The organism is Spongiivirga citrea, from assembly GCF_010671565.1.
In the GTDB taxonomy this organism is placed as follows: Bacteria; Bacteroidota; Bacteroidia; order Flavobacteriales; family Flavobacteriaceae; genus Spongiivirga; species Spongiivirga citrea.
This window is the reverse complement of record NZ_JAABOQ010000005.1, coordinates 113726-134289: the sequence shown is the minus strand read 5'-3', so window position 1 is coordinate 134289 and position 20564 is coordinate 113726. Positions and strand designations below refer to the sequence as shown.

The window sequence follows — 20564 nt, the reverse complement described above, 5'->3', positions numbered from 1 at the left end:
ATACTCATACTAAAGTACCAAAACGCTCATACTTTCGTATGAAACCGCTCTACGAAGGTAATATTTGAAGGGCTTTTGCTTTTTGAATGGCCTGTGTTCTTCTTTTTGCGTCTAGTTTAACAAGAATATTAGACACATGTGTTTTGATGGTGCTTTCTGATAGAAATAAATGTTCGGCGATCTCTTTGTTTGAGAACCCCTTATGTATTTGAATTAGCACTTCGTATTCACGTTTACTAAGTCCTATGGCATCAATTTGACTTTGGTCAATCTCATTATCAGATGGTTTCTCGGAATGCAGACTTTTCTTATTAAGGTACACTCCCAAAATGAAGAAAATAACAGCTATGACAGCAATTACTATTTCAATTTTACTCTCTCCAGCCATGTATGAATACTTACTTAACTGAAAAAGGCTAAGCAAAGCAACAATTAGCGCAGTGAAAATGAGAACAATTTTTTTCAACTTTCCGAATTAAAAAAGTTAGCGGCTACTTTAGCGACAATCGTTTGTGCTAATTTTTCCTTGCTTTCTACCGTCCAACCTGCAACATGTGGACTCAAGATAACATTATTCACATCCATTAGATATTGGAATGCATCTGGCAAATTTCCGCCATCAAACATATTTTCAAACGAGGACTTTTCGTATTCTAAAACATCCAATCCCGCGCCGAGTATTTTTCTTGATTTTAAAGCGGCAACCAAATCGGCTGTTACTACACTTTTTCCTCGCGCGGTATTAATAAACCAAAATGGTTTTTGAAATTCATTAATAAAATCGGTATTGATCATACCCATCGTTTCTGGGGTTTGCGGTGTGTGTAAGCTAACGACATCAACCTTCTTTTGGAATTCTAAAATTCCTACCTGCCTTGCATTGTCGTCTCCAACGCCACCAACAATATCGTAACATAGCACCTCACAATCGAACCCTATTAGTTTTTTTGAAAATGCCTTTCCCATATTACCATATCCAATAACCCCAATGGTTTTTCCTTCTATCTCTAGACCGCGGTTGCCTTCACGGTCCCATTTCCCATTGCAAATTTCATTATGGCCTTTATTCAGTTTATTAAATAGGGACAATAACATTCCAAGGGCATGCTCTCCTACCGCATTGCGGTTTCCTTCGGGGGCATTCAATAATTGGATGTTATTTTTCTTTGCAAAATCAACATCGATATTTTCTAAACCTGCCCCTACACGACCAATAAATTTTAAATGTGTTGCCTTTGATAAGAAGTTTTCGTCAATGACAAAGCGGCTTCTTATGATCAAGCCATCAAACTCATGGACGATTTTTTCAATTACGTCTTTTGAATCGGTATAGTTAAAATGATTTTCGCAGCCTAAGGCCTCCAATCCGCTTGCAAGCAGCTCGTGGTTGGTATCTAAATGCAGTACTTTCATACTCGCAATTTAGTATTTTTTAAAATTTAGCTTCTATTTAACAATTCGAATAGGAGTAAATGATTAATTTTGGAACGTTCATTTCAAATTAATGGCAAATACAATTCAATATAACAAAGAAGAAGTGCTTTCGAAGGCGACTGCGGTATTTCACAAAAAGGGATACAATGGCACTGGTATGCAAGATCTTGTAGATGCAACAGGATTGAATAGATCTAGTATTTACAATTCTTTCGGGTCGAAAATGGATTTGTATTTAGCGACGCTTGATGTTTATAAAAACACCCACGATGATCTACATAAAGCATGTACAGCAAAAGCAAAAAATGGGTACACAGCCATTCAAAACGTTTTCAAACTATTCGTAACCACAATTATTAAAGATTTGGATAACAAGGGCTGTATGATTGTTAATTGTAAGAGTGAATTGGGCTCATCATCGTATAAAGAGGTCATTAATTGGCTAATTAGATCGGACGAGAAAGGAATAGCATTTTTTGAAAGCCTCATTAAAAAAGGGCAAGAAGACGGCAGTATCAACAAGCTTCAGTCCACTAAAAAATACGCTCTGTACATTACAACCTGCTTGCAGGGATTGCGCATGACTGGCATTATGAATAAAAACAGGAAAGATCTAGAAGCTTTAGCTTCTACCTTTATACAAGCATTAAAATAAATTAAAAAAATTTGTTTCTATTTTGAAACAATCATTTCAATTTAAATCTTATGAAAAAATTAGAAAACAAAGTCGCAGTAATTACCGGTGCGAATAGTGGTATTGGACTAGCAACTGCAAAATCGTATTTAAAAGAAGGTGCTAAGGTGGTTTTAGCTGGTCGCCGCCAAGAAGCGTTAGAAGATGTTGCCAAGGAACTCGAAGGTGACTTTATTACGGTAAGAGCAGACGTTGCCAATATTGAAGACAACCAAAACCTTATCAAACAAGCGGTTGACAAATATGGAAAGATCGATATCTTATTCCTAAATGCCGGTATTGCACCCCCAACACCAACAACTGATGTTAGTGAAGAACATTACAACGAGCTTTTTAATATCAACGTTAAAGGACCTGTTTTTACCGTAAAAGAAGCCTTACCCCATATTAACGATGGAGGTTCCATTTTGTTCAATAATTCTATCGCCACCCAAAAAGGTTTTGATGGATTAGGAGTCTACTCTGCCACTAAGGGGGCGCTACGTGCTTATCAACGTGTTTTAACCTCAGAAGTAAAGTCAAGAAAAATTCGTGTAAATGCTGTAGCACCAGGTCCAATAGCAACCCCCCTCTACGGAAAAATGGGGCTGCCGGAAGAAACAGTAACAGAAATGGGAAATAATTTTGCTCAATTAGTACCACTTGGGCGTTTTGGCACATCAGAAGAGGTTGCTAAAGCAGCATTATTCTTAGCATCTGAAGATGCATCATACATTAATGGTGTAGAACTTGAAGTTGATGGTGGCTTGAGTCAGATATAATCTAATTCATAGTGCGCGATCGAGATCCAATTTTGGTCGCGTTTTTTTATTTAATTAGAAGTGCTGTAAACCGATTTAAACCACACTTTTTGCCATTCTCGTTTTAAGATCATGAATAGTACTTGTCGCGATATTTCAATCGTATCGGCCTCCTCTAGGTTTTTTACATCCTTCTCTGGTACATCGACAATGTAAAGCAGGTTCAGGTACTCAGCGAATTTTTCTTGAATAAGTCTATAAATAATCTCGTGTAGTTCGGTTATTAACTGGGCGGGTTCAATTGTTTTGGGGAAAGACACATCTACTGCCGCATAATTAAAGTCCTTATTAAGTTGAAGAATTAAATTAGCATACAGCTTTTTAGCGGTAACATCTTCTAATAATTCAATAGTATTTTTATATGAAGTGATCATGCGGCAAATTAACCTATTAAAAAGAAACCGAGGTTAATTATCTATTATATTACTCGGGTTTTACATCGACCCGATACTACTTAAAACGCGATTCTCCTTTTCGGCTTCTTTATCTTTTGTCTGACCAATAAACATTCCCAAAATCATCCCAGCGATCATTCCTCCTGTCATACTTAATGATATGCCAATTAAAGACATAAAACTAATCCCTAAACTCATACCTAATGCCATTCCGAGAGACATTCCTAAACCTGTATAATAATTTTTGCCTACCAGCGAAAACTCGGTCTTCAAAAACGATTTGAACGTATTGAGCTGCTTTAGAAAATGGATAGATTTTTTCTTCGTTACACTATCAAATTCAATTTTTGCAAGTTGATCTTGAATCTTATTTAATTCAGTTTCAGTAAACGTTCTTGCATCCAATTCAGAAAGGATATTAATAAAAGATTGGTATGTTCTAATTTCTGACTTAACCTCAGTATTTGATTTTAGTCTTTCAAAATTTGATTGTGCTTCTTGAATGGTCATGCAAACTTTTTAATGTATCTATTGATTAGAGTATAAAAAGTTGGATATGTTACAGCAGAGGTATTTTATTTTCAAAGTTTAACTTCTGAGCCTGTTTTAGCCGATTTATAAATAGCTTCCACTAAAACGATATCTTTCATCCCCTCTTCACCAGGCACTAAAACATTTGTATTGTTTAGTATTGAAAGTGAATCGTCATCCATTTGCTTTGCTTGTTGATTACCCTTAAAAGGAAGTAGTTTTTCATCAGTACAGGTATATCCTCTTACACCGCTATATGATTGAAAAGGTTTTAAGATGTAAAACCCATCTTTAGTGGTTACTGTTAGCTCATTCATACTTTTACCGAAGCTGGTCCAGCCTCGACCAATAGCTCCTGAAGGGAATTCGAATTTAAAGAAGGTCGTTTCATCTACTTCTGAGAATAATTCAGGTCGTTCGGTACTATGGGATGCAGACAGCACTTTAATTGGTTCTTCGCCTGTACTATATCGTATACCATTAATACTATAAACTCCCATGTCATACAAGGCACCTCCACCCATCTCTTTTTTTAATTTCCAGTGGTTTTCTCTTGGATCGTAATACCCCGCTCTTGCCGAAACAGTTTGTATATCTCCATACGGCTTCGTTTTGGCCCATTTCATTATTTTTTGGGTATTAGGCTCATGCTGCATTCGATACCCGATCGATAATTTGACCTTGTTTTTCTTACACGCATCTATAATTGCTTGGCATTCTATCGCAGTTCGAGCCATTGGCTTTTCGCACCAAACATGTTTACCTGAATTGGCCGCTTTTATCGCATATTTTGCATGCAAGCCTGTTGGTAACACGATATAAATAACATCAATATCGGGGTTATTGGTAATTTCGTGCATATTGTCATAGTTATACACATTCTTGTCTTTAATGCCATATTGCTTTTGCCATTTTGGTATTTTATGTGGGCTACCAGTTACAATTCCTGTCAACCTACAATGTTTTGTCAATTTCAGGGCAGGTGCAAGCACATCAGTACTATAATATCCTAAACCTACTAAAGCGACGCCTAAGGTCTCTTTTGGCTTTAAAGCATATATATTGCTAAAAGGAACGGTACTTGCGGCTAATGCAAAGCTTGTTTTCTTAATGAAGTTCCTTCTATTGGTTTTCATGATTCTATATTTTTGGATAGGATGTTTTAGTCATTTCATGCTGCACATCGCCAGTATGAGCAGTAGTCAATTTTTCAAATAGTAACAGCTGTACTTCCTCATCCGGTTTTGTGCTTGGATTGTGCTCTACTCCTTTTGGTACAACGATGAATTCTCCTTCATTAACCACTTCGGTCCGATCCCGAAACTGCATATATAGCGTACCTTTGACTACTTGAAATAGTTCGTCTTCGTTTTCATGTGCATGCCATACAAATTCTCCCTGAATTTTAGCTAGTAATACTTGCATATCATCAACAACAGCAACTTGATGTGGGTGCCATTGTTTGGTGAACTCGGCATGTTTTTTTTGAATGTTTATGGGTTTCATTAATTGATTTTAGTCAACCTAAAGTTACATCATAAAACAATTTGAATGTGTTAAGAAACTAAATTTGTGCATTATAGAGTTGTTACACGAAGTTGCTCAAAGAAGCACAAAGTGACACGAAGAGAAATGGCTAAATTAAAATTAGAGCTTGTTTCGCGGAGATTCGCAGAGGACCGCTGAGTTTCGCAGAGGGTTCTGAAAAAATAAAAAGGTATTTTCTTAAAATCCAAGCATCAGCTTAGCGATATAGAAGAATAGGAAAATCCCAAAAATATCGTTGCTCGTAGTGATAAATGGGCCCGTAGCAATGGCAGGGTCGATACCTCGTTTATCTAAGATTATAGGCACAAAAGTCCCAACCAATGCCGCAATAATAATTACACAAAGCATTGAAATAGCAATGGTGAATGTGAAACTAGCTGGATATTGCATGATATATCCGAAAATAATGACTAGGCCACCTAAAGCGATACCATTTATAAGACTTAGTCCAACTTCTTTTAATAAACGCTGCAACAAACTACCTTTTACAACATCATTCGCCAAACCTTGTACAATGATCGCACTTGATTGCACGCCTACATTACCGGCCATCGCAGCAATTAATGGTGTAAAGAAAAACAACTCTTTATAGGTGCTAAGTGCCTCTTCATATCCACCCATTATAAAGACACTTCCAAGTCCACCAAATAAGCCCAAAACAAGCCATGGTAGTCGTGCTTTAGTTAACTCAAAAATACTATCATCTGCCTCTACTTCTTGCGTAATACCTGCCGCTAATTGATAATCTTTTTCGGCTTCAATTTTTATCACATCAACAATATCATCGATAGTGATTCGACCTAATAAATGCTTTTCTTGATCTACAACAGGAATGGCTTCCAGATCATACTTCTGCATGACTTTAGCAACTTCCTCATCATCTTCATCGACATATACATAATCTACTTTGGGGATGTATATATCTTTGATTTTCCCTCTTGCAGGTGCTACCAATAAATCTTTAAGAGAAAGTCTTCCTTTTAAAATATTGTTATCATCGACCACATAAATAGAATGCACGCGAGTAACCTCAGCTGCTTGTTCGCGCATTTCTTTTACACATTGAGTAACAGTCCAATTTTCGTTGACCTTAACCAGCTCTTTTGCCATGAGTCCACCAGCCGTATCTTCATCATAGGCCAGTAACTCTTTAATTTCGGCAGCGTGTTCTTCATCTTCAATCTGGGCAATTACATTTTCCTGTCGTTCTTCAGGAAGCTCTGCGATCATATCGGCCGCATCATCGGTATCGAGTTCCTCAATCTCCTCGGCAATCTCTTTGGCGGATAAGTTTTTCAGAATTCGCTCTCGATCATCCTCATCTAACTCGATAAGTACATCAGACGTTTTTTCGCTATCCAGAAGTTTAATTACATAAGTCGCTTGTTCTAAAGAAAGTTCTTCAAGAATATCTGCAATATCGGCATGGTGATATTCATTAAAAAAGGCAAAAACTTGCTCGTCGTTAGCGGTTTCGATAACGGCATGTACCTCTTCTAAAAGCTCGTTGGTAATTTTAAACTGTATGTATTCTTTTTCTTCTTCTGACAATGGCACTAATTTAACGCTGCTTCGATTTGCGCAGTGAGCGAAATAAATTGCGCTACAGTAAGCTGCTCTGGTCGAAGTCCAAATATAGTGTCTTCTCTTAAATTATCAGGTAGATTGAATGTTTTTAAACTGTTACGAAGTGTTTTTCTGCGTTGTTGAAAAGCGGTCTTGACTACTCTAAAAAATAATTTTTCATCACAGTCTAGGGTAAAGTCCTTTTTTCTAATAAGTCTTAGTACACCTGATTGTACTTTTGGCGGTGGATCAAATACTTGAGGAGCTACGGTAAACAAATACTCTGCATCATAAAATGCCTGTACTAAAACTGATAAAATTCCGTAGGCTTTACTGCCTTCTTTTTCACAAATACGCTTTGCTACTTCCTTTTGAAACATCCCTGTAAATTCAGGAATCTGATCCCGATATTCCAACATCTTAAAAACAATCTGTGTTGAGATATTATATGGGAAATTACCAGTGACGGCAAATTGCTCTTCACCAAATAATTCATATAAATTTTGTTTCAGAAAGTCGGCTTCGAGCACCTTGAAATTTTCTGAATCACCGACTAACTTTGGATGTTGTAAAGGAAAAGTATGATTTAAATAAACCACAGAATCACTATCGAGATCCATAGCTATCAAATACACCTTTTTGTTTAGAATATACTTAGTGAGCACCCCCATTCCCGGGCCAATTTCAATGACGTTTTCATAACCGTTTAAGGTCAATGTATCAGCAATTTTTTGAGCGATATTTTCGTCCTTCAAAAAATGCTGTCCAAGGTGTTTCTTGGCACGTACGTCACCATTAGATTTTTTGGACTCTTTTTTGGGTTGGTCTTTATGTTTTTCTTGTTTGTATTTCAATACAGAATCTCTTAATTCTTGGAATGCTAAATCATTTTATCGGAGAGGTCTCGAATTCGCTCTATTGAACATGCCTGTTAAACTGGACCTTATCAATGTTCACTTACCACCTCTAACTCAGTCCTAAAAGCGACGAATTTTCCAGCGAAAAGCTTCACGCCATCTTCACGAAGTTTAGGTGCATTTTCTGAATAGTAAGATTCTAAGGTTGTTTTACTGTCAGTTGTATACTGAACGGAATAGGTAATGCCACCCATTTCTTCTTTGACCAATACCTTACACATTTTTGCTGCACTGAATTTTCCTGTAGCTAACATATCTGGAATGTGCGTGTTTTTCATCCAATGCAACCATTGGTCATGAACGGTTTCTTCTATGTTTATGGTGACGTTGTAGATGTACATGTTTTTTATCTGAGAGTTCAGAGTCTTGAGTTTAGAGTTATGAGTTACACTCTGCACTCATAACTCTGAACTCTACACTTAATTAATCGCATCCCCGCGAAGCTTGCGGTACTTTTTACGAGCTTCGACAAAGTAAATGCTGTCCTGGTGGTCAAAAATAATCTTTTCGTATAATTCTTTTGCGCTATCTGGCTCTAATAAAATGCCATTTTTTAACTCCGCTAAACCAAAAAAAGCATCATCGGCCAAAATACCATCACTGTAATTATCGATCATTAATTGATAATTAATTGCTGCTTTTTCATACTGATTAGTGGCTTCATACAAACGTGCTTGTTTTAAAAGTGCTTCATCTTCAATGGCCTCCCCCTTATGTTGAGTCAAAATATCAGTTAACAAGTTAATTGCTTCAGTATTTTTTTCTTGAAATGCCAATAAGCTGGCTCTGGCATATTTTTTAAGAGCTACTTGTGTTGAATCTTCCAGAGAGTTATCTGAAATAAGTAGGCTTAGCTCCATCGCATCATTAGCAATGAGCTGAGTAGTTGAAGATCTAAGAACTTTTAATTGTGTTTGCGCCCAGCCAAAATCGCCTTTATAATAACTAGTTTGCGCTACTTTAAAACGTGCTTGCTGCCCAACTACATTATTCTTTAAACTTTTTTGAACTTGAGAATAATAAATAAGTGCTTGATTAAATTGTTCTGAGAAGACCAATATATCCCCTAAAGCAATCTTGACTTCTCCTTTTTGAAAACTATTAATACGAAGTTTTAAGGTATTCTTTAAATCTTTAATTGCAGACTTGGGGTCATTCTTTCTAAATGCAACAAAGCGCGCATGATCTAATTGAAGTCCTATGGTGGTGTTTTTTCTTCCGTAAGTGTCGAAAAGCATATTAAACTTGCTCTCAACTTCATCCATTTTTTCCCGCGTCAAAGTGGCAACCTCTATTTGAAGTAAGCTACGCTCTGCATTGTAGTCGACGTCTGGGTTGGTATTCCTATCAATTACATAAGCCAAAATCTCTCTCGCACTATCGTAATCTTTTTCATCCTTTGCCAAATAAGCAAGGTCGATCAGCCTATTTAGACTTCCTTCCGTTCGTTGATAAATGGCTTTTTCCTGAGTAAATGCTTTGCTATATTGTTTTTGCTGAATAAACAACCAACTTAAAAAGTCATTCCATAATACATCGGGTTTTGTCTGTAGTTTTTTAAGGAGAATTTTTCGCAATAGGATGTTGTTTTCATTCGCAGGATCATCGGTTACAAATTGACTCAAACTACGTTCAATATTCGGCCTATAATTTTGGTTGGTAAGCATCATATCGAAAAAGCTGTTATACATATTTTCGATCTCACCAAGTTCGCCATACAAACGTCCTATTTGATAATGCACATTTAGATCAGGATTTAACCCTAACCCTTTTTGATAAGTCTTTAAAGCGTACCGAAGTTTTGATAATCGTTCAAAAGTAGTGCCCAGTCGATATACTAAATTGGGATTCTCATCAAGTTTTGATAGCGCATACTCATAATTTTCTGTTGCTTTTTCTTGATTGCCCAACAAATCATAATTATTCCCCAGAATAATATGCAGTTGATATTGCTTAGGCCGTTTTGCTATCTTTTCGTTTATTAAGGCTTCTGCTCCCAGATAATCTTCCAGCTGCTGATAACATTTGATCAGCTCCATAAACAAGTCAACTCGACCCGGATATTGTTTATATAAGTTTTGATATGACAGTTTAGCCTTTTCAAATTCACCTTTGTCAAAGTACTGTTTAGCGAGCACAGTATTTTGTGCATTCGCCAGAGCAAAAAAGCAAACAAGTAAAAGCGTTAAAAAAGATTTCATAGCAAATGGTAAACTTCCCTTCCAAAAAGGAGCTGCCAGTAAAGATACAAGATGTTACCTTAAATAAAAGTGAAAGTTTTTATTCAAAACAACGTACAAGGGTTTCAAAATCTTCTTTGGTATTATAAAGGTGAGGAGAAATACGAATAGCATTACCCCTAAATGAAACAATTATATTGTTCTCTGCCATTTTCTTCTTGATCATACTCATATTCATATGATCAGCAAGGTAAATACCGAATAGATGCTTAGTTCTAAAATCATCATCTTCAATAAAACAACCTAGATCTCTTAATTTTGAAATCGCATTTTTTGATATTTCATGGCAATACTCTTGAATGCTTTCTGGTTTCCATTCCAACAATTGTTCAATAGCTCGAGTAAGCATTGGTGTTAAAACAAAATTGCTCGATTCGCCTACAGAAAAACGCTCTGCTCCTGGTTTGTACTGATCTTGATAATCTACCAACTTGGCAAAATTCTCACTTTCATATCGGTTCATCCAGTTATGCTCTATCGGCGTGCCTTCAAAAAAACTTTCATTATAATAAGCAACGCCAAGTGAATAAGGTCCCATTAACCATTTATATCCGCCGCATATTAGTGCATCGGGTTGCAATTCATTTACATCAAATGGCAATGCGCCAACGCTTTGAGTGCCGTCGATGATTAACTTGGCGCCAACAAGATTTGTTTTTTCTCGAATTGCCTTTAAATCGAATAAAGTGCCATCGGCCCAATGTGCATGTGGCATGGCAACCACAGCTGTTTTATTAGAAATGGCATTTAAAATAAGTTCATTCCACTTTTTAGCCCTATTTGTTGTTCCCGAAGGATGTAAAACGATTTTGGTATGAGCATTATTTTTTTCAGCGACATGATTCCATGCATACACATTACTTGGAAACTGCTCATCGACCAACAAAATTTCATCTCCTTTTTGTAGCAGAACATTATTTGCCGCATTTGCAATACCATAGGATACTGATGGTATAATCGCAATATTAAGGGCCGATGTATTAATAAGCTCAGCAAAGCACTGTTTTAAAATGGCCCGTTGTTCAAAAAAATGCTTAGGAAGTATCGCTGCGGGGTCTCCCTTTTGTTTCAAGCTCGAAATTCCGATCTCTTCGACACTTTTTAGCTGCGGAGACATATATGCACCATTTAAATAAATGACGTCATCAGATATTGAAAAAAGCTGTTTTTGATTTGATAACATTACAGGATTTTTGGTATTTAAAAATAGCCTAATTTTTCGTTTCATTAGCTACCCTCTTTACTTATATTTGTGGCATTACTCGATAATCGAGATTTAGATATTCTGAGGCTTGCCTCGAAACCAAAATTATTTTACAATCAATACTTCGGGCTTACCTTGAGGTAGTTTATTAAAAAGCATTTATGTCATTTTCTGATTTATACGAAAGCGGATTTAAACAACGTAATCGCAGTCACTTTGCATCAATTGTTCATATTGCAATGAGCGATAATAAAATTAGTGAAGAGGAAAAAACCTTTCTTGATCGTTTAGCACGAAATCTTGATATTCAGGACGACGAATACTCCGATATTTTAAAGAATTACTTGAATCACCCAATTAATCCACCTCTTACTTATAACAGTCGCTTAGAGCGCCTGTATGATCTTGCGAGAATGGTGTATGCTGATGATATTTTAGGCGAGGGACAACACGAATTATTAGGTCGATTAAGTATCGGACTAGGTTTTACACCTGAGAACATTAAATATGTGGTTGACAAGGCATTGATCTTGGTAGATCGCCATGTAGATATTGATACTTTTATTGATGAAATGAAGCATATGAATCGATAGATCGATCCGGTTTACAGAACTAAGAACGCTCATTACATTAATGGGCGTTTTTTATTTAAGCAACCTTGCCATTTTCTCAAAAAGATCGTTGCTTTCAAATGGAATTGCCAAAAAGTCATTGATGCCAGCTTGCTTACAAGCTTTTCTATCATCAGCAGTTGCATATGCCGTTAGCGCAATAATTGGGAGTCTTCTTATAAAAATATCCTCCGATGCCCGTAGCTGTTTTGCAACTTCTAATCCGTTAACCTTGGGGATCTTAATATCTAGAATAACCAAATCATAATCAGTGGTAGAAATAAAATCGAGGGCTTCTTGACCATTCGTGGCAAGGTCTACAAAAAAGTTGCCTTGGCTAACTAAAAGTTTCATTAGCAACATCTGGTTAGATTCAGAATCTTCAACCATTAGAATCTGATACTTTTTATCGGGTTTAAAAAATACAGCCGATTCTTCCTTTTTCTTCGATTTATCTCCTCGACCGAGTTCTAATTCATAATTGAGGTTTAAACTAAAAGTGGTCCCATTTCCTAGTTCACTTTTAACACTAATCTTACCGCCTAAAAAGTCAACAATGTGTTTTGTAATAGAAAGTCCGAGTCCGGTGCCGCCATACAAAGGATTATTATGCACCTGAGTAAAGCTTTCAAAAATAGCCTCTAAATTCTCTTCTGCAATACCAATACCTGTATCAGTAACATTAAAGTTAAGATTTACCTTTTTCCCTCTTCTTGAGTTTTCAGAAATACGTAACGTAACGCTCCCTTCTGATGTGAACTTAAAAGCGTTACCTAATAAATTAATAAGAATTTGTTGCAATCGCGTTCGGTCGCCAATAATAGTTTCTGGCACATTAGGTGCAAGCTCAATATTAAAATCGATCTCTCCTTCTTCTGCTTTTGCTTTAAAGAACTTGGTCAAGTACTTCGCCACATCATCAAGCTTAAATTTCTTCTTTACGGTAGTAAGCTGACCAGCTTCTATTTTAGAAATATCTAAAAGATCTTCGATTAAACCATTTAAATGATTACTTGACTTTTTTACAATCCCAACCAAGCCCTGCTGCTCTGAATTTAAATGGGATTTTTCTAGCAAGGTTAAAAATCCTAAAATACTATTTAAAGGTGTCCGTATTTCATGGCTAACATTGGCTACAAATCGATTTTTAAACTCTTTTTCAGCTGCTAGTTGCTTGTTGCGAAGTTCTATTACTTCGGAATTAATGACCGACTCATTTCTAAGTTGGGCAACACGCTGAAATTCATTGTAATGATCTGTAAAATCCTGTAGTACAATTACCTGTTCATCTGTATTTTCGATTTTCTTGATTAAGATATCAAAAATTCCCGATTTTCCTTCCAGATCAAGATTTACACAAACCATGTTTTCCTCAGCTTGTAAATCGGCTAAAAACGGGGCTACACTCTCAAAAAAAGGGTGTATGTCAGTTATATTCTTCTTAGAAGAAACATTGATAAAAGTGTTGTCAGAATCTATAATGCTTCCATTTCCCGATACCTTAATATATTGAGCATTGCTCTTTACAAAATTATCAGAGGTTTGTGGCATGGAATTATTAGATTAATTGTTTACCAAGGCTTTCGAAAATGGTTTCAACATTATCTCCAGTCTTAGCACTGGCAAAGTATTTACAATCGATATTTTTCTTTGTTAAAATCTTCTTTAGTTCAGGCAAATCGATTAAATCCACCTTATTCCCGACCAAATGCATTGGGACATTAGGTAAAAGCCCTTTTAAGTATGTAAGATCTTCATTAATAGATTCGTAGGTCGAAGGCCGACTAGCATCAAAAACGTAGATATATCCTGCTGTACCCATGAGGTAGGAGTTGCGGGTTTTCTGTACTTTTTCATTCCCTTCAATATCCCAAATGATCATTGAAAGGTCTGTTCCATCTATTTGAACCGATTTCTTTAAAATATGTACTCCAATCGTCACCTTATAGTCATCACTAAAAGTGTTTTCTACAAAACGACGAATTAGTGATGATTTTCCTACACCAAAATGGCCTAGTAAAACGATCTTTTTAGATATACTCATTGGTAAAATATGCCTTTAATTTGTTTGAAAATTCTTGCTGGTTGGTTAGGTCGGTTTTGTTTATTTTATGTTGAGCAAAGTTAAGCAAAAGATCTTCTAATTTACCTTGAGTTTTGGTATCAAATATTCCTGACAATACAACGGCAATATAATATTGTGAAAAATTTTGAATATGAATGGTATAAAGATCATATTGAATTTGTTGCAATTCCTGTTCTCCAGATTGAAAAGCATCTTCCACAAAACTCTTAATTGCAGTAAGCATTCCAGCAATCATATCATGATCTATTGTGTTATCTTTGGTTAAACTGGCTTTAATAATACCAGATCCTTTTTCAATGACGAATAGCTGATGTAGTTTTGATGCGCCTTGTTCAATTAGCATTAACTCGGCTTCGCTCACTCCAGCACTTTTTGCTTTAAGGCGGCGTTTAATTCCCTTTATAGTAAAGCGACTGTTTATTTGCTCTGTAATATTCTCCTGTAACAGCTGCATTTCGTGTTGTACATAGCGCTTAATCATGCGTCCCATAATGGGAAACAGTGCTTCTACAACAGCATCTTGACTATTCGCAATTTCTTCTTTTAAAGCAGCAGTTATTGTAGGTCCCAGCGTTTTTGGTATATCTTCAACAAACTCTTCTAACTTATCATCAATGATCGGTTCTACCTTTGGTAATAGTTTATTTCGCTTATTAACGGTTTCTTCAAGCACCTCGAGTTTCTTGGTGATTGATTCCGCATATTTGCGTTCATCAGTCAGCAAGAGTTCTTTTAAGATCTCTAATTTATCAGATGCATTCATTTAAAAAGAAGATAGTACCGAGCGTTGTTATTTGCTCATGATCTTTTCGCCCATAGTCACTAGTAATTTACCTAGTACTTTGCGGTCTACTTTATCTTCACCAAGCTGGTCGGTTTTATCTTGCATACTATTTTCAAGCTCTGTAATTCTAATATTGACGTCTGTACTTAAGCTATCAATACTTTGCATAAGTTCTGTTCGCGTTTCCTCAATAAACTTATGAAGCTCTTCACGCTTTTTAGCAAGATCTTTTTTAAGGTGATCGAATTCGTGATTATATTCAGCAATATTCTCTCCAAAAATCAGGTTCTTTATCGCCTCTAATTTTTGAGTAGAATCGGGGCTGAGTTGCTCTTTGTCGTTGTTGTTATTTTTAGCCATTTATCGTAAATTGATAGTAGTCGATTACGTGATAAATGTAATAAATTAAAAATGATTGGATAATTTTAGGAGTGAAGCTCCATAAACTCTTCCGCTTTTTCGACCATCTTCTTACTTCCGCCGAAAAAAGGAACACGTTGATGCAGTTCTGTAGGATTCATATCCATTATACGACCGAAACCATTAGACGCCTTCCCGCCAGCCTGCTCAATGATAAATGCCATAGGATTGCATTCATACAACAATCTCAATTTACCATCAGCTAGCTTAGAACTTTTAGGATACATATAAATCCCGCCTTTTATCATATTCCGATGAATATCGGATACCAACGAACCAATATATCGCGAAGTATAAGGACGATCACCTCCTTCTTCCTGACAGTATTTAATGTATTTTTTTACTCCTAACGGAAAATGAGTGTAGTTTCCTTCGTTTACTGAATATATCCTTCCTGTTTCAGGAAATTTCATTTCAGGATGCGATAAATAGTACGAACCTGTCGCTGGATTTAAGGTAAAACCATTTACGCCATGACCCGTCGTATATACTAACATGGTACTAGTACCATATATAATGTAACCCGCAGCAACTTGTCGATTTCCCGGTTGTAAAAAGTCTTCTAATTGCACAGGAGTTCCTATCGGAGTAACTCTGCGATACACTGAGAAAATGGTTCCTACTGATACATTTACATCAATATTACTCGAGCCATCTAGCGGATCTATCAAGACCACATATTTATTTTGATGCTGCTCGTCTTGACTATTAATCGTAATAAAATCATCCTCTTCTTCAGAAGCAATACCGCAAACAATGTTACGGTTCTTCATTGCCTGAATAAACTTTTCGTTAGCATAAACGTCCAGTTTTTGTTGATCTTCACCTTGGATATTCGTATCGCCTGCCGCGCCAATAATGTCAACTAAGCCTGCCTTGTTAACCTCATAATTAACTACTTTTCCAGCAAGCCTTATCGAGTTGATCAAACGAGATAACTCGCCTGAAGAGTATTTAAAATTACTTTGGTTTTCAATAATAAATTCACCTAAAGTTTGATTCTTTTGGGTCATGCTGTGAGTGCTAGTTTTTATGGTCACAAATATCGATAAATTTGTGAAACTAAAACGTTTTCGTAAAAAGTTATATTTTTAAATTTATAACTAAGTGTTACATTTGCAACAATGAATTATTCTATTAGAAAAGCGACAGAAAGTGATATGCCACAAGTATTGGCATTGATACAAGAATTGGCCAATTTTGAAAAAGAATCTAACGCCGTTGAAATGACCGTAGAAGAGTTAGTTAAACAAGGATTTGGAGCTCAACCAGCTTTTCAATGTTTTGTTGCAGATTCCGATAGTGAGATATTAGGAATGGCTTTAGTTTATCCTAGATTTTCGACCTGGGTTGGGACTACTATTCACCTTGAAGATTTAATTGTAACTGAAAAGGCTCGTGGAACTGGTGTAGGTAGTGCATTATATAAACAAGTAATGTCATACGCGGCCGAACTTGGCGTTAAAAGAGTTGAATGGGCAGTATTAGATTGGAATGAACCCGCGATTAACTTTTATGAAAAAAGCGGCGCCATAGTAATGCGCGACTGGGATACCGTTCAGATGAGGGAACAAGAATTAAAAGACTTTTTGAGTAAATAAATGAAAATATTCAAATTTGGAGGTGCATCGGTTAAAGATGCAACCGGAGTACAAAATGTAGTTAAGGTTTTAGAAGAAGTAGGTTTTGATGACACTCTCATTGTTATTTCAGCAATGGGAAAAAGCACAAACGCTTTAGAAAAAGTAATTCACTGTTATTTCGAAAATAAGACTGAATTGAAATCCGCCATTCATGAATTAATCGATTTCCATAATCAGATTTTAACCGATCTTTTTCCTGATGGAAATGTCAACGTCCACAACAAAGTAAAAAGTCTTTTTGAAGAACTACAAGGGTTTTTAAGTTGGAATAAATCACCTAACTACAGTTTTGTATATGATCAGGTAGTATGCTATGGTGAATTGGTATCAACTACTATAGTAAGCGAATATCTAAATCATACTGGGGTCAAAAATACTTGGATCGACGTACGCGATGTCATAAAAACGGATACCAACTATCGCGATGCGGGAGTAGATTGGCAAGCAACACAACAGAAAATCGCAACAAACATTCAAAAAAACCAATTATATATTACTCAAGGGTTTCTAGGATCAGATCAAAATAATTTCACCACCACTTTGGGTCGTGAAGGATCGGATTATACTGCAGCGATTTTTGCGTACTGCCTAAACGCCGAAAGTGTAACTATTTGGAAAGATGTTCCCGGAGTTTTAAATGCGGATCCACGTCATTTTGAAAAAACTGAGTTACTCAACCAAATAAGTTATGAGGAAGCGATTGAATTGGCATTTTATGGAGCCTCTGTCATCCACCCAAAGACTTTACAACCTTTGCAGCGTAAGGAAATTCCTTTATATGTCAAGTCATTTTTAAATCCGGTAGATAATGGTACTGCAGTAACAAAAGGCCATCGTATTGAGCCGGAAGTACCTTGTTTTATCGTGAAGAAAAATCAAGTGCTGCTCTCACTTTCTACGCTAGATTTTTCATTTATGGTTGAAGAAAATATCAGTGAAGTATTCAAATTACTTGCGGAGCACAAAATGAAAGTAAGCGTAATTCAGAACTCAGCTATTAGCTTTTCTGTTTGTGTGACTAATAAATATGATCGGCTAGCAGAACTCCTGAGTATTTTAAAAGCCAAGTTCAAGGTTGAATGTAATGAGCATGTGTCTTTATATACGATTAGGCATTTTAATGAAAAGGCGATCGCGAATATTGAGAAAGATAAAGAGATCCTGTTAAAGCAAGTCAGTACAGAGACTGTTCAGATGGTGGTACGATAATATTCTCAACTTCATTTTATTCCCTATTTTTAGTGGCATATTCAATCCCACTAACTAAATGAAGTTCTTAAAAAAAGTACTGAAATTCCTTATTGTTCTTATTGTTATCCTTGCTATTGGTGTATGGTTATTTACAAATAGCCTAAAGCCCGATTACAGCGGAAATATCGACCTTAATAATCTAGAGGAAGCGGTTGAAGTCTATTATGATGACTTTGGAGTTCCACACATTTATGCTCAAAATGAACTCGATGCACTTAGATCCTTAGGTTATGTGCACGCTCAGGATAGGCTTTGGCAAATGGAGCTTATGCGCCGTATTGCGGCAGGCAGATTATCGGAGTTATTTGGTGAGAAAATGCTGAAAAATGATAAGTTCTTTTCAAGCTTAGGCATTGAAGAAGAAGCTGAAAAAACCATCAAGAACTTAGATAAAAATAGCGAGCCATATAAACTTGCTATGGCATATTTAGATGGTGTGAATCAGTTCATTGAAGAAGGCGCAACACCTATTGAATTCTACTTAATTGGTTTAGAAAAGGAAAAATACACCTTAAAGGACATGTATAATGTCATTGGATATATGGGTTTTAGTTTCGCTATCGCCCATAAAACCGAACCTGTTTTAACTGAAGTAAAAGAGAAGTTAGGCCCAGCCTATTTAGAAGAATTGGGAGTAACAATCGACAGTACCACTACCCTCATCAACAATGAAGAAAATACCATTTTTGAAAGCACCCTGGCCAGCGTAGTTAATGAAATTTATGACGAACTTCCTATCTCGCCTTTTATTGGCAGCAACAGTTGGGTGATTAGTCCTGATAAAACAAAAAACGGCAAGGTTATCTTTGCTAACGATCCTCATATTGCATATTCGCAACCAGCGGTTTGGTATCAATCGCATATTGTAACACCAAATTATGAGATGTATGGTTATAACTTGGCTTTAACCCCATTTCCGTTGCTAGGTCACAATCGCAATTACGCTTACGGACTTACCATGTTCGCCAATGACGATCTCGATTTTTATTTTGAAGAAAACAATCCGAAAAACGAACTTCAATACGCAACTCCAAACGGATTTGAGGATTATAAGATTCTTAAAAAAACAATTAACGTTAAAGATGGTGATCCTATTTCTTATGATCTAAGAATAAGCCGTCACGGACCAATCGTAAACGATGTTGTTGAACAGATAAATGATGATAGACCCATTGCGATGGATTGGGTATACACCAATTTTGAAAATAAAATGCTCGATGTGACTTATATGATGTCGCATTCTACTTCATTAACGCAGTTTCGAGAGGCGGCAAGTAACATTCACGCTCCTGGACTAAATATAATGTACGGTGATGCCGAAAATAATGTTGCCTGGTTTGCTTCAGGAAAATTGCATAAGTTTAAAAATGACGTCAATTCGAAACTAATACTCAACGGAAACAGTACCGATGATGAAAAAGAGTATTTAGATTTTGAACAAAATCCACAGGCTATTAATCCCTCTTGGAATTATGTTTATTCTGCCAATAATCAACCCGACTCCATAGCAGGAATACTATATCCCGGTTATTACCAACCCGAAGATCGAGCAAAGCGTATTGTCAATTTACTAGAAGCTAAAGATGATTTTACGAAAGAAGATGTGATGGAAATGATCAATGATGTCACTAGCTCGATGACACCACAAATGGTACAATGGGCTTTTCAAGATATTGATCTTAGTTCATTTTCTAAAAGTGAACAAGAGGCTATTACCATACTTAAAAATTGGAATGGAAACTATAATTTGGAGAGTGTAGCGCCAACTATCTACAATCGCTTTTTGTACGAGTTTTTAGAAAATACCTATTTAGACGAAATGGGCGATACATTCTATACTTTTTTAAATACCTCACAACAAAAAAAGACCACAGCCAATCAAATGGCAAGAACTGAATCTGTTTGGTGGGATGATATTTCAACAAAAAATAAGACCGAAACAAAAACCAATATCATTAGCAAATCTCTAAAAGAAGCTATTGCCTTTTTAGAAAATCAATTAGGAGAAGATTATAACTCCTGGACCTGGAATCGAGTGCATACCATCGAGCATCCTCACCCAATGGGCCAAGTAGAGACATTACGCAGCTATTTTAACGTTGGTCCTTTTGAAGTAAATGGCGGAAAAGAAGTGATTAACAATCTGGCCTTTAAGTTGGATAGCACAGGATTCTATAAAGTAAATAGCGGACCTTCAACACGCAGGGTTGTCGACTTTTCTGATATTGAAAACAGCATGAGTATATCCCCTACTGGTCAATCGGGCAATCCGTTTAGTGATTACTACAAAGATCAAGCGCAGCTATATGTCAACGGGGATTTTGTGCCAATGGATTTGAACAAAAATCGTATTCAACAGTCAAAAAATAAGTTGGTTTTGACATCTGAAAATTGAATTAAAAGTCGCAACATTTTTAAATAAAAATGCATCATATATTGG

At 36.3% G+C, this 20564-nt stretch carries 22 protein-coding genes; 6 read left to right on the top strand and 16 right to left on the bottom strand.

Features of this window, described 5'->3' with window-relative positions:
* Nucleotides 1–49 precede the first annotated feature (49 nt).
* A complete protein-coding gene (locus GWK10_RS18645; RefSeq protein ID WP_317164687.1) occupies nucleotides 50–466 on the bottom strand; it encodes a response regulator transcription factor in 417 nt (138 codons plus the stop codon).
* Complete coding sequence (locus GWK10_RS12535) at nucleotides 463–1413, bottom strand: 2-hydroxyacid dehydrogenase (protein WP_164032727.1); 951 nt, start codon at nucleotides 1411–1413, stop codon at nucleotides 463–465. The genes GWK10_RS18645 and GWK10_RS12535 overlap by 4 nt, the downstream gene beginning before the upstream one ends.
* 91 nt (nucleotides 1414–1504) lie before the next feature.
* Here GWK10_RS12535 and GWK10_RS12530 point away from each other — a divergent pair, with 91 nt between their 5' ends.
* Both GWK10_RS12530 and GWK10_RS12525 read left to right on the top strand, forming a co-directional pair.
* A complete protein-coding gene (locus tag GWK10_RS12530; protein ID WP_164032726.1) occupies nucleotides 1505–2089 on the top strand; it encodes a TetR/AcrR family transcriptional regulator in 585 nt (194 codons plus the stop codon).
* Between the two features lie 50 nt (nucleotides 2090–2139).
* A complete protein-coding gene (locus GWK10_RS12525) occupies nucleotides 2140–2889 on the top strand; it encodes an SDR family NAD(P)-dependent oxidoreductase (protein WP_164032725.1) in 750 nt (249 codons plus the stop codon).
* A 50-nt stretch (nucleotides 2890–2939) separates the two neighbouring features.
* Here GWK10_RS12525 and GWK10_RS12520 read toward each other — a convergent pair whose 3' ends face one another.
* The 9 genes from GWK10_RS12520 to GWK10_RS12480 form a co-directional block, all read right to left on the bottom strand.
* Nucleotides 2940–3302: a hypothetical protein gene (locus GWK10_RS12520; protein ID WP_164032724.1), complete on the bottom strand. Its 363-nt coding sequence runs from the start codon at nucleotides 3300–3302 to the stop codon at nucleotides 2940–2942.
* 60 nt (nucleotides 3303–3362) lie between these two features.
* Nucleotides 3363–3833, bottom strand: coding sequence for a hypothetical protein (locus GWK10_RS12515; RefSeq protein WP_164032723.1), 471 nt, complete (start codon nucleotides 3831–3833; stop codon nucleotides 3363–3365).
* A 71-nt stretch (nucleotides 3834–3904) separates the two neighbouring features.
* Complete coding sequence (locus GWK10_RS12510; protein WP_164032722.1) at nucleotides 3905–4990, bottom strand: Gfo/Idh/MocA family protein; 1086 nt, start codon at nucleotides 4988–4990, stop codon at nucleotides 3905–3907.
* 4 nt (nucleotides 4991–4994) lie between these two features.
* The gene (locus tag GWK10_RS12505; protein WP_164032721.1) at nucleotides 4995–5360 is read right to left on the bottom strand and encodes a cupin domain-containing protein; all 366 of its coding nucleotides are present in this window, start codon (nucleotides 5358–5360) and stop codon (nucleotides 4995–4997) included.
* 219 nt (nucleotides 5361–5579) lie between these two features.
* Entirely contained in the window at nucleotides 5580–6929 is a 1350-nt protein-coding gene (gene mgtE, locus GWK10_RS12500; protein WP_164033133.1) for a magnesium transporter, read from the bottom strand.
* A gap of 29 nt (nucleotides 6930–6958) precedes the next feature.
* The gene (gene rsmA, locus GWK10_RS12495; protein ID WP_164032720.1) at nucleotides 6959–7822 is read right to left on the bottom strand and encodes a 16S rRNA (adenine(1518)-N(6)/adenine(1519)-N(6))-dimethyltransferase RsmA; all 864 of its coding nucleotides are present in this window, start codon (nucleotides 7820–7822) and stop codon (nucleotides 6959–6961) included.
* Between the two features lie 92 nt (nucleotides 7823–7914).
* Complete coding sequence (locus GWK10_RS12490; protein WP_164032719.1) at nucleotides 7915–8226, bottom strand: DUF4286 family protein; 312 nt, start codon at nucleotides 8224–8226, stop codon at nucleotides 7915–7917.
* Nucleotides 8227–8304: 78 nt separating this feature from the next.
* A complete protein-coding gene (locus GWK10_RS12485; RefSeq protein WP_164032718.1) occupies nucleotides 8305–10086 on the bottom strand; it encodes a tetratricopeptide repeat protein in 1782 nt (593 codons plus the stop codon).
* 79 nt (nucleotides 10087–10165) lie between these two features.
* Nucleotides 10166–11353, bottom strand: coding sequence for an aminotransferase class V-fold PLP-dependent enzyme (locus GWK10_RS12480; RefSeq protein ID WP_239540757.1), 1188 nt, complete (start codon nucleotides 11351–11353; stop codon nucleotides 10166–10168).
* A 137-nt stretch (nucleotides 11354–11490) separates the two neighbouring features.
* Here GWK10_RS12480 and GWK10_RS12475 point away from each other — a divergent pair, with 137 nt between their 5' ends.
* The gene (locus GWK10_RS12475) at nucleotides 11491–11922 is read left to right on the top strand and encodes a tellurite resistance TerB family protein (RefSeq protein WP_164032717.1); all 432 of its coding nucleotides are present in this window, start codon (nucleotides 11491–11493) and stop codon (nucleotides 11920–11922) included.
* Between the two features lie 51 nt (nucleotides 11923–11973).
* Here the strand turns inward: GWK10_RS12475 and GWK10_RS12470 are convergent, their stop codons facing one another.
* From GWK10_RS12470 to fbp, 5 genes are all read right to left on the bottom strand, one after another.
* A complete protein-coding gene (locus GWK10_RS12470) occupies nucleotides 11974–13491 on the bottom strand; it encodes an ATP-binding protein (protein ID WP_164032716.1) in 1518 nt (505 codons plus the stop codon).
* A 7-nt stretch (nucleotides 13492–13498) separates the two neighbouring features.
* Entirely contained in the window at nucleotides 13499–13984 is a 486-nt protein-coding gene (locus GWK10_RS12465) for a Rab family GTPase (RefSeq protein ID WP_164032715.1), read from the bottom strand.
* A complete protein-coding gene (locus GWK10_RS12460) occupies nucleotides 13971–14789 on the bottom strand; it encodes a cell envelope biogenesis protein OmpA (protein ID WP_164032714.1) in 819 nt (272 codons plus the stop codon). The genes GWK10_RS12465 and GWK10_RS12460 overlap by 14 nt, the downstream gene beginning before the upstream one ends.
* Before the next feature lie 27 nt (nucleotides 14790–14816).
* Nucleotides 14817–15170 carry a fructose 1,6-bisphosphatase gene (locus tag GWK10_RS12455; protein ID WP_164032713.1) on the bottom strand — a complete coding sequence of 118 codons (354 nt, stop codon included), beginning with the start codon at nucleotides 15168–15170 and terminating at the stop codon, nucleotides 14817–14819.
* 65 nt (nucleotides 15171–15235) lie between these two features.
* Entirely contained in the window at nucleotides 15236–16243 is a 1008-nt protein-coding gene (gene fbp, locus GWK10_RS12450) for a class 1 fructose-bisphosphatase (protein WP_164032712.1), read from the bottom strand.
* A 111-nt stretch (nucleotides 16244–16354) separates the two neighbouring features.
* Here fbp and GWK10_RS12445 point away from each other — a divergent pair, with 111 nt between their 5' ends.
* Genes GWK10_RS12445 through GWK10_RS12435 form a run of 3 tightly spaced genes read left to right on the top strand, consistent with a single transcriptional unit; the run spans nucleotide 16355 to nucleotide 20519 of the window.
* Nucleotides 16355–16831 carry a GNAT family N-acetyltransferase gene (locus tag GWK10_RS12445; RefSeq protein WP_164032711.1) on the top strand — a complete coding sequence of 159 codons (477 nt, stop codon included), beginning with the start codon at nucleotides 16355–16357 and terminating at the stop codon, nucleotides 16829–16831.
* Complete coding sequence (locus GWK10_RS12440) at nucleotides 16832–18082, top strand: aspartate kinase (protein ID WP_164032710.1); 1251 nt, start codon at nucleotides 16832–16834, stop codon at nucleotides 18080–18082.
* A 58-nt stretch (nucleotides 18083–18140) separates the two neighbouring features.
* Nucleotides 18141–20519: a penicillin acylase family protein gene (locus GWK10_RS12435; protein ID WP_164032709.1), complete on the top strand. Its 2379-nt coding sequence runs from the start codon at nucleotides 18141–18143 to the stop codon at nucleotides 20517–20519.
* Nucleotides 20520–20564: the final 45 nt, after the last annotated feature.

Bases quoted from the DNA above. Each gene is read 5' to 3' on its own strand.
- GWK10_RS12510 (WP_164032722.1), bottom strand. From the start codon at position 4,990: ATGAAAACCAATAGAAGGAACTTCATTAAGAAAACAAGCTTTGCATTA.
- GWK10_RS12455 (WP_164032713.1), bottom strand. From the start codon at position 15,170: ATGGCTAAAAATAACAACAACGACAAAGAGCAACTCAGCCCCGATTCT.
- fbp (WP_164032712.1), bottom strand. From the start codon at position 16,243: ATGACCCAAAAGAATCAAACTTTAGGTGAATTTATTATTGAAAACCAA.
- GWK10_RS12440 (WP_164032710.1), top strand. From the start codon at position 16,832: ATGAAAATATTCAAATTTGGAGGTGCATCGGTTAAAGATGCAACCGGA.
- GWK10_RS12480 (WP_239540757.1), bottom strand. From the start codon at position 11,353: ATGAAACGAAAAATTAGGCTATTTTTAAATACCAAAAATCCTGTAATG.
- GWK10_RS12505 (WP_164032721.1), bottom strand. From the start codon at position 5,360: ATGAAACCCATAAACATTCAAAAAAAACATGCCGAGTTCACCAAACAA.
- GWK10_RS12485 (WP_164032718.1), bottom strand. From the start codon at position 10,086: ATGAAATCTTTTTTAACGCTTTTACTTGTTTGCTTTTTTGCTCTGGCG.
- GWK10_RS12525 (WP_164032725.1), top strand. From the start codon at position 2,140: ATGAAAAAATTAGAAAACAAAGTCGCAGTAATTACCGGTGCGAATAGT.
- GWK10_RS12520 (WP_164032724.1), bottom strand. From the start codon at position 3,302: ATGATCACTTCATATAAAAATACTATTGAATTATTAGAAGATGTTACC.
- GWK10_RS12490 (WP_164032719.1), bottom strand. From the start codon at position 8,226: ATGTACATCTACAACGTCACCATAAACATAGAAGAAACCGTTCATGAC.
- GWK10_RS12435 (WP_164032709.1), top strand. From the start codon at position 18,141: ATGAAGTTCTTAAAAAAAGTACTGAAATTCCTTATTGTTCTTATTGTT.
- GWK10_RS12515 (WP_164032723.1), bottom strand. From the start codon at position 3,833: ATGACCATTCAAGAAGCACAATCAAATTTTGAAAGACTAAAATCAAAT.
- GWK10_RS12465 (WP_164032715.1), bottom strand. From the start codon at position 13,984: ATGAGTATATCTAAAAAGATCGTTTTACTAGGCCATTTTGGTGTAGGA.
- GWK10_RS12445 (WP_164032711.1), top strand. From the start codon at position 16,355: ATGAATTATTCTATTAGAAAAGCGACAGAAAGTGATATGCCACAAGTA.
- GWK10_RS12530 (WP_164032726.1), top strand. From the start codon at position 1,505: ATGGCAAATACAATTCAATATAACAAAGAAGAAGTGCTTTCGAAGGCG.
- GWK10_RS12535 (WP_164032727.1), bottom strand. From the start codon at position 1,413: ATGAAAGTACTGCATTTAGATACCAACCACGAGCTGCTTGCAAGCGGA.
- GWK10_RS12475 (WP_164032717.1), top strand. From the start codon at position 11,491: ATGTCATTTTCTGATTTATACGAAAGCGGATTTAAACAACGTAATCGC.
- GWK10_RS12460 (WP_164032714.1), bottom strand. From the start codon at position 14,789: ATGAATGCATCTGATAAATTAGAGATCTTAAAAGAACTCTTGCTGACT.
- GWK10_RS12470 (WP_164032716.1), bottom strand. From the start codon at position 13,491: ATGCCACAAACCTCTGATAATTTTGTAAAGAGCAATGCTCAATATATT.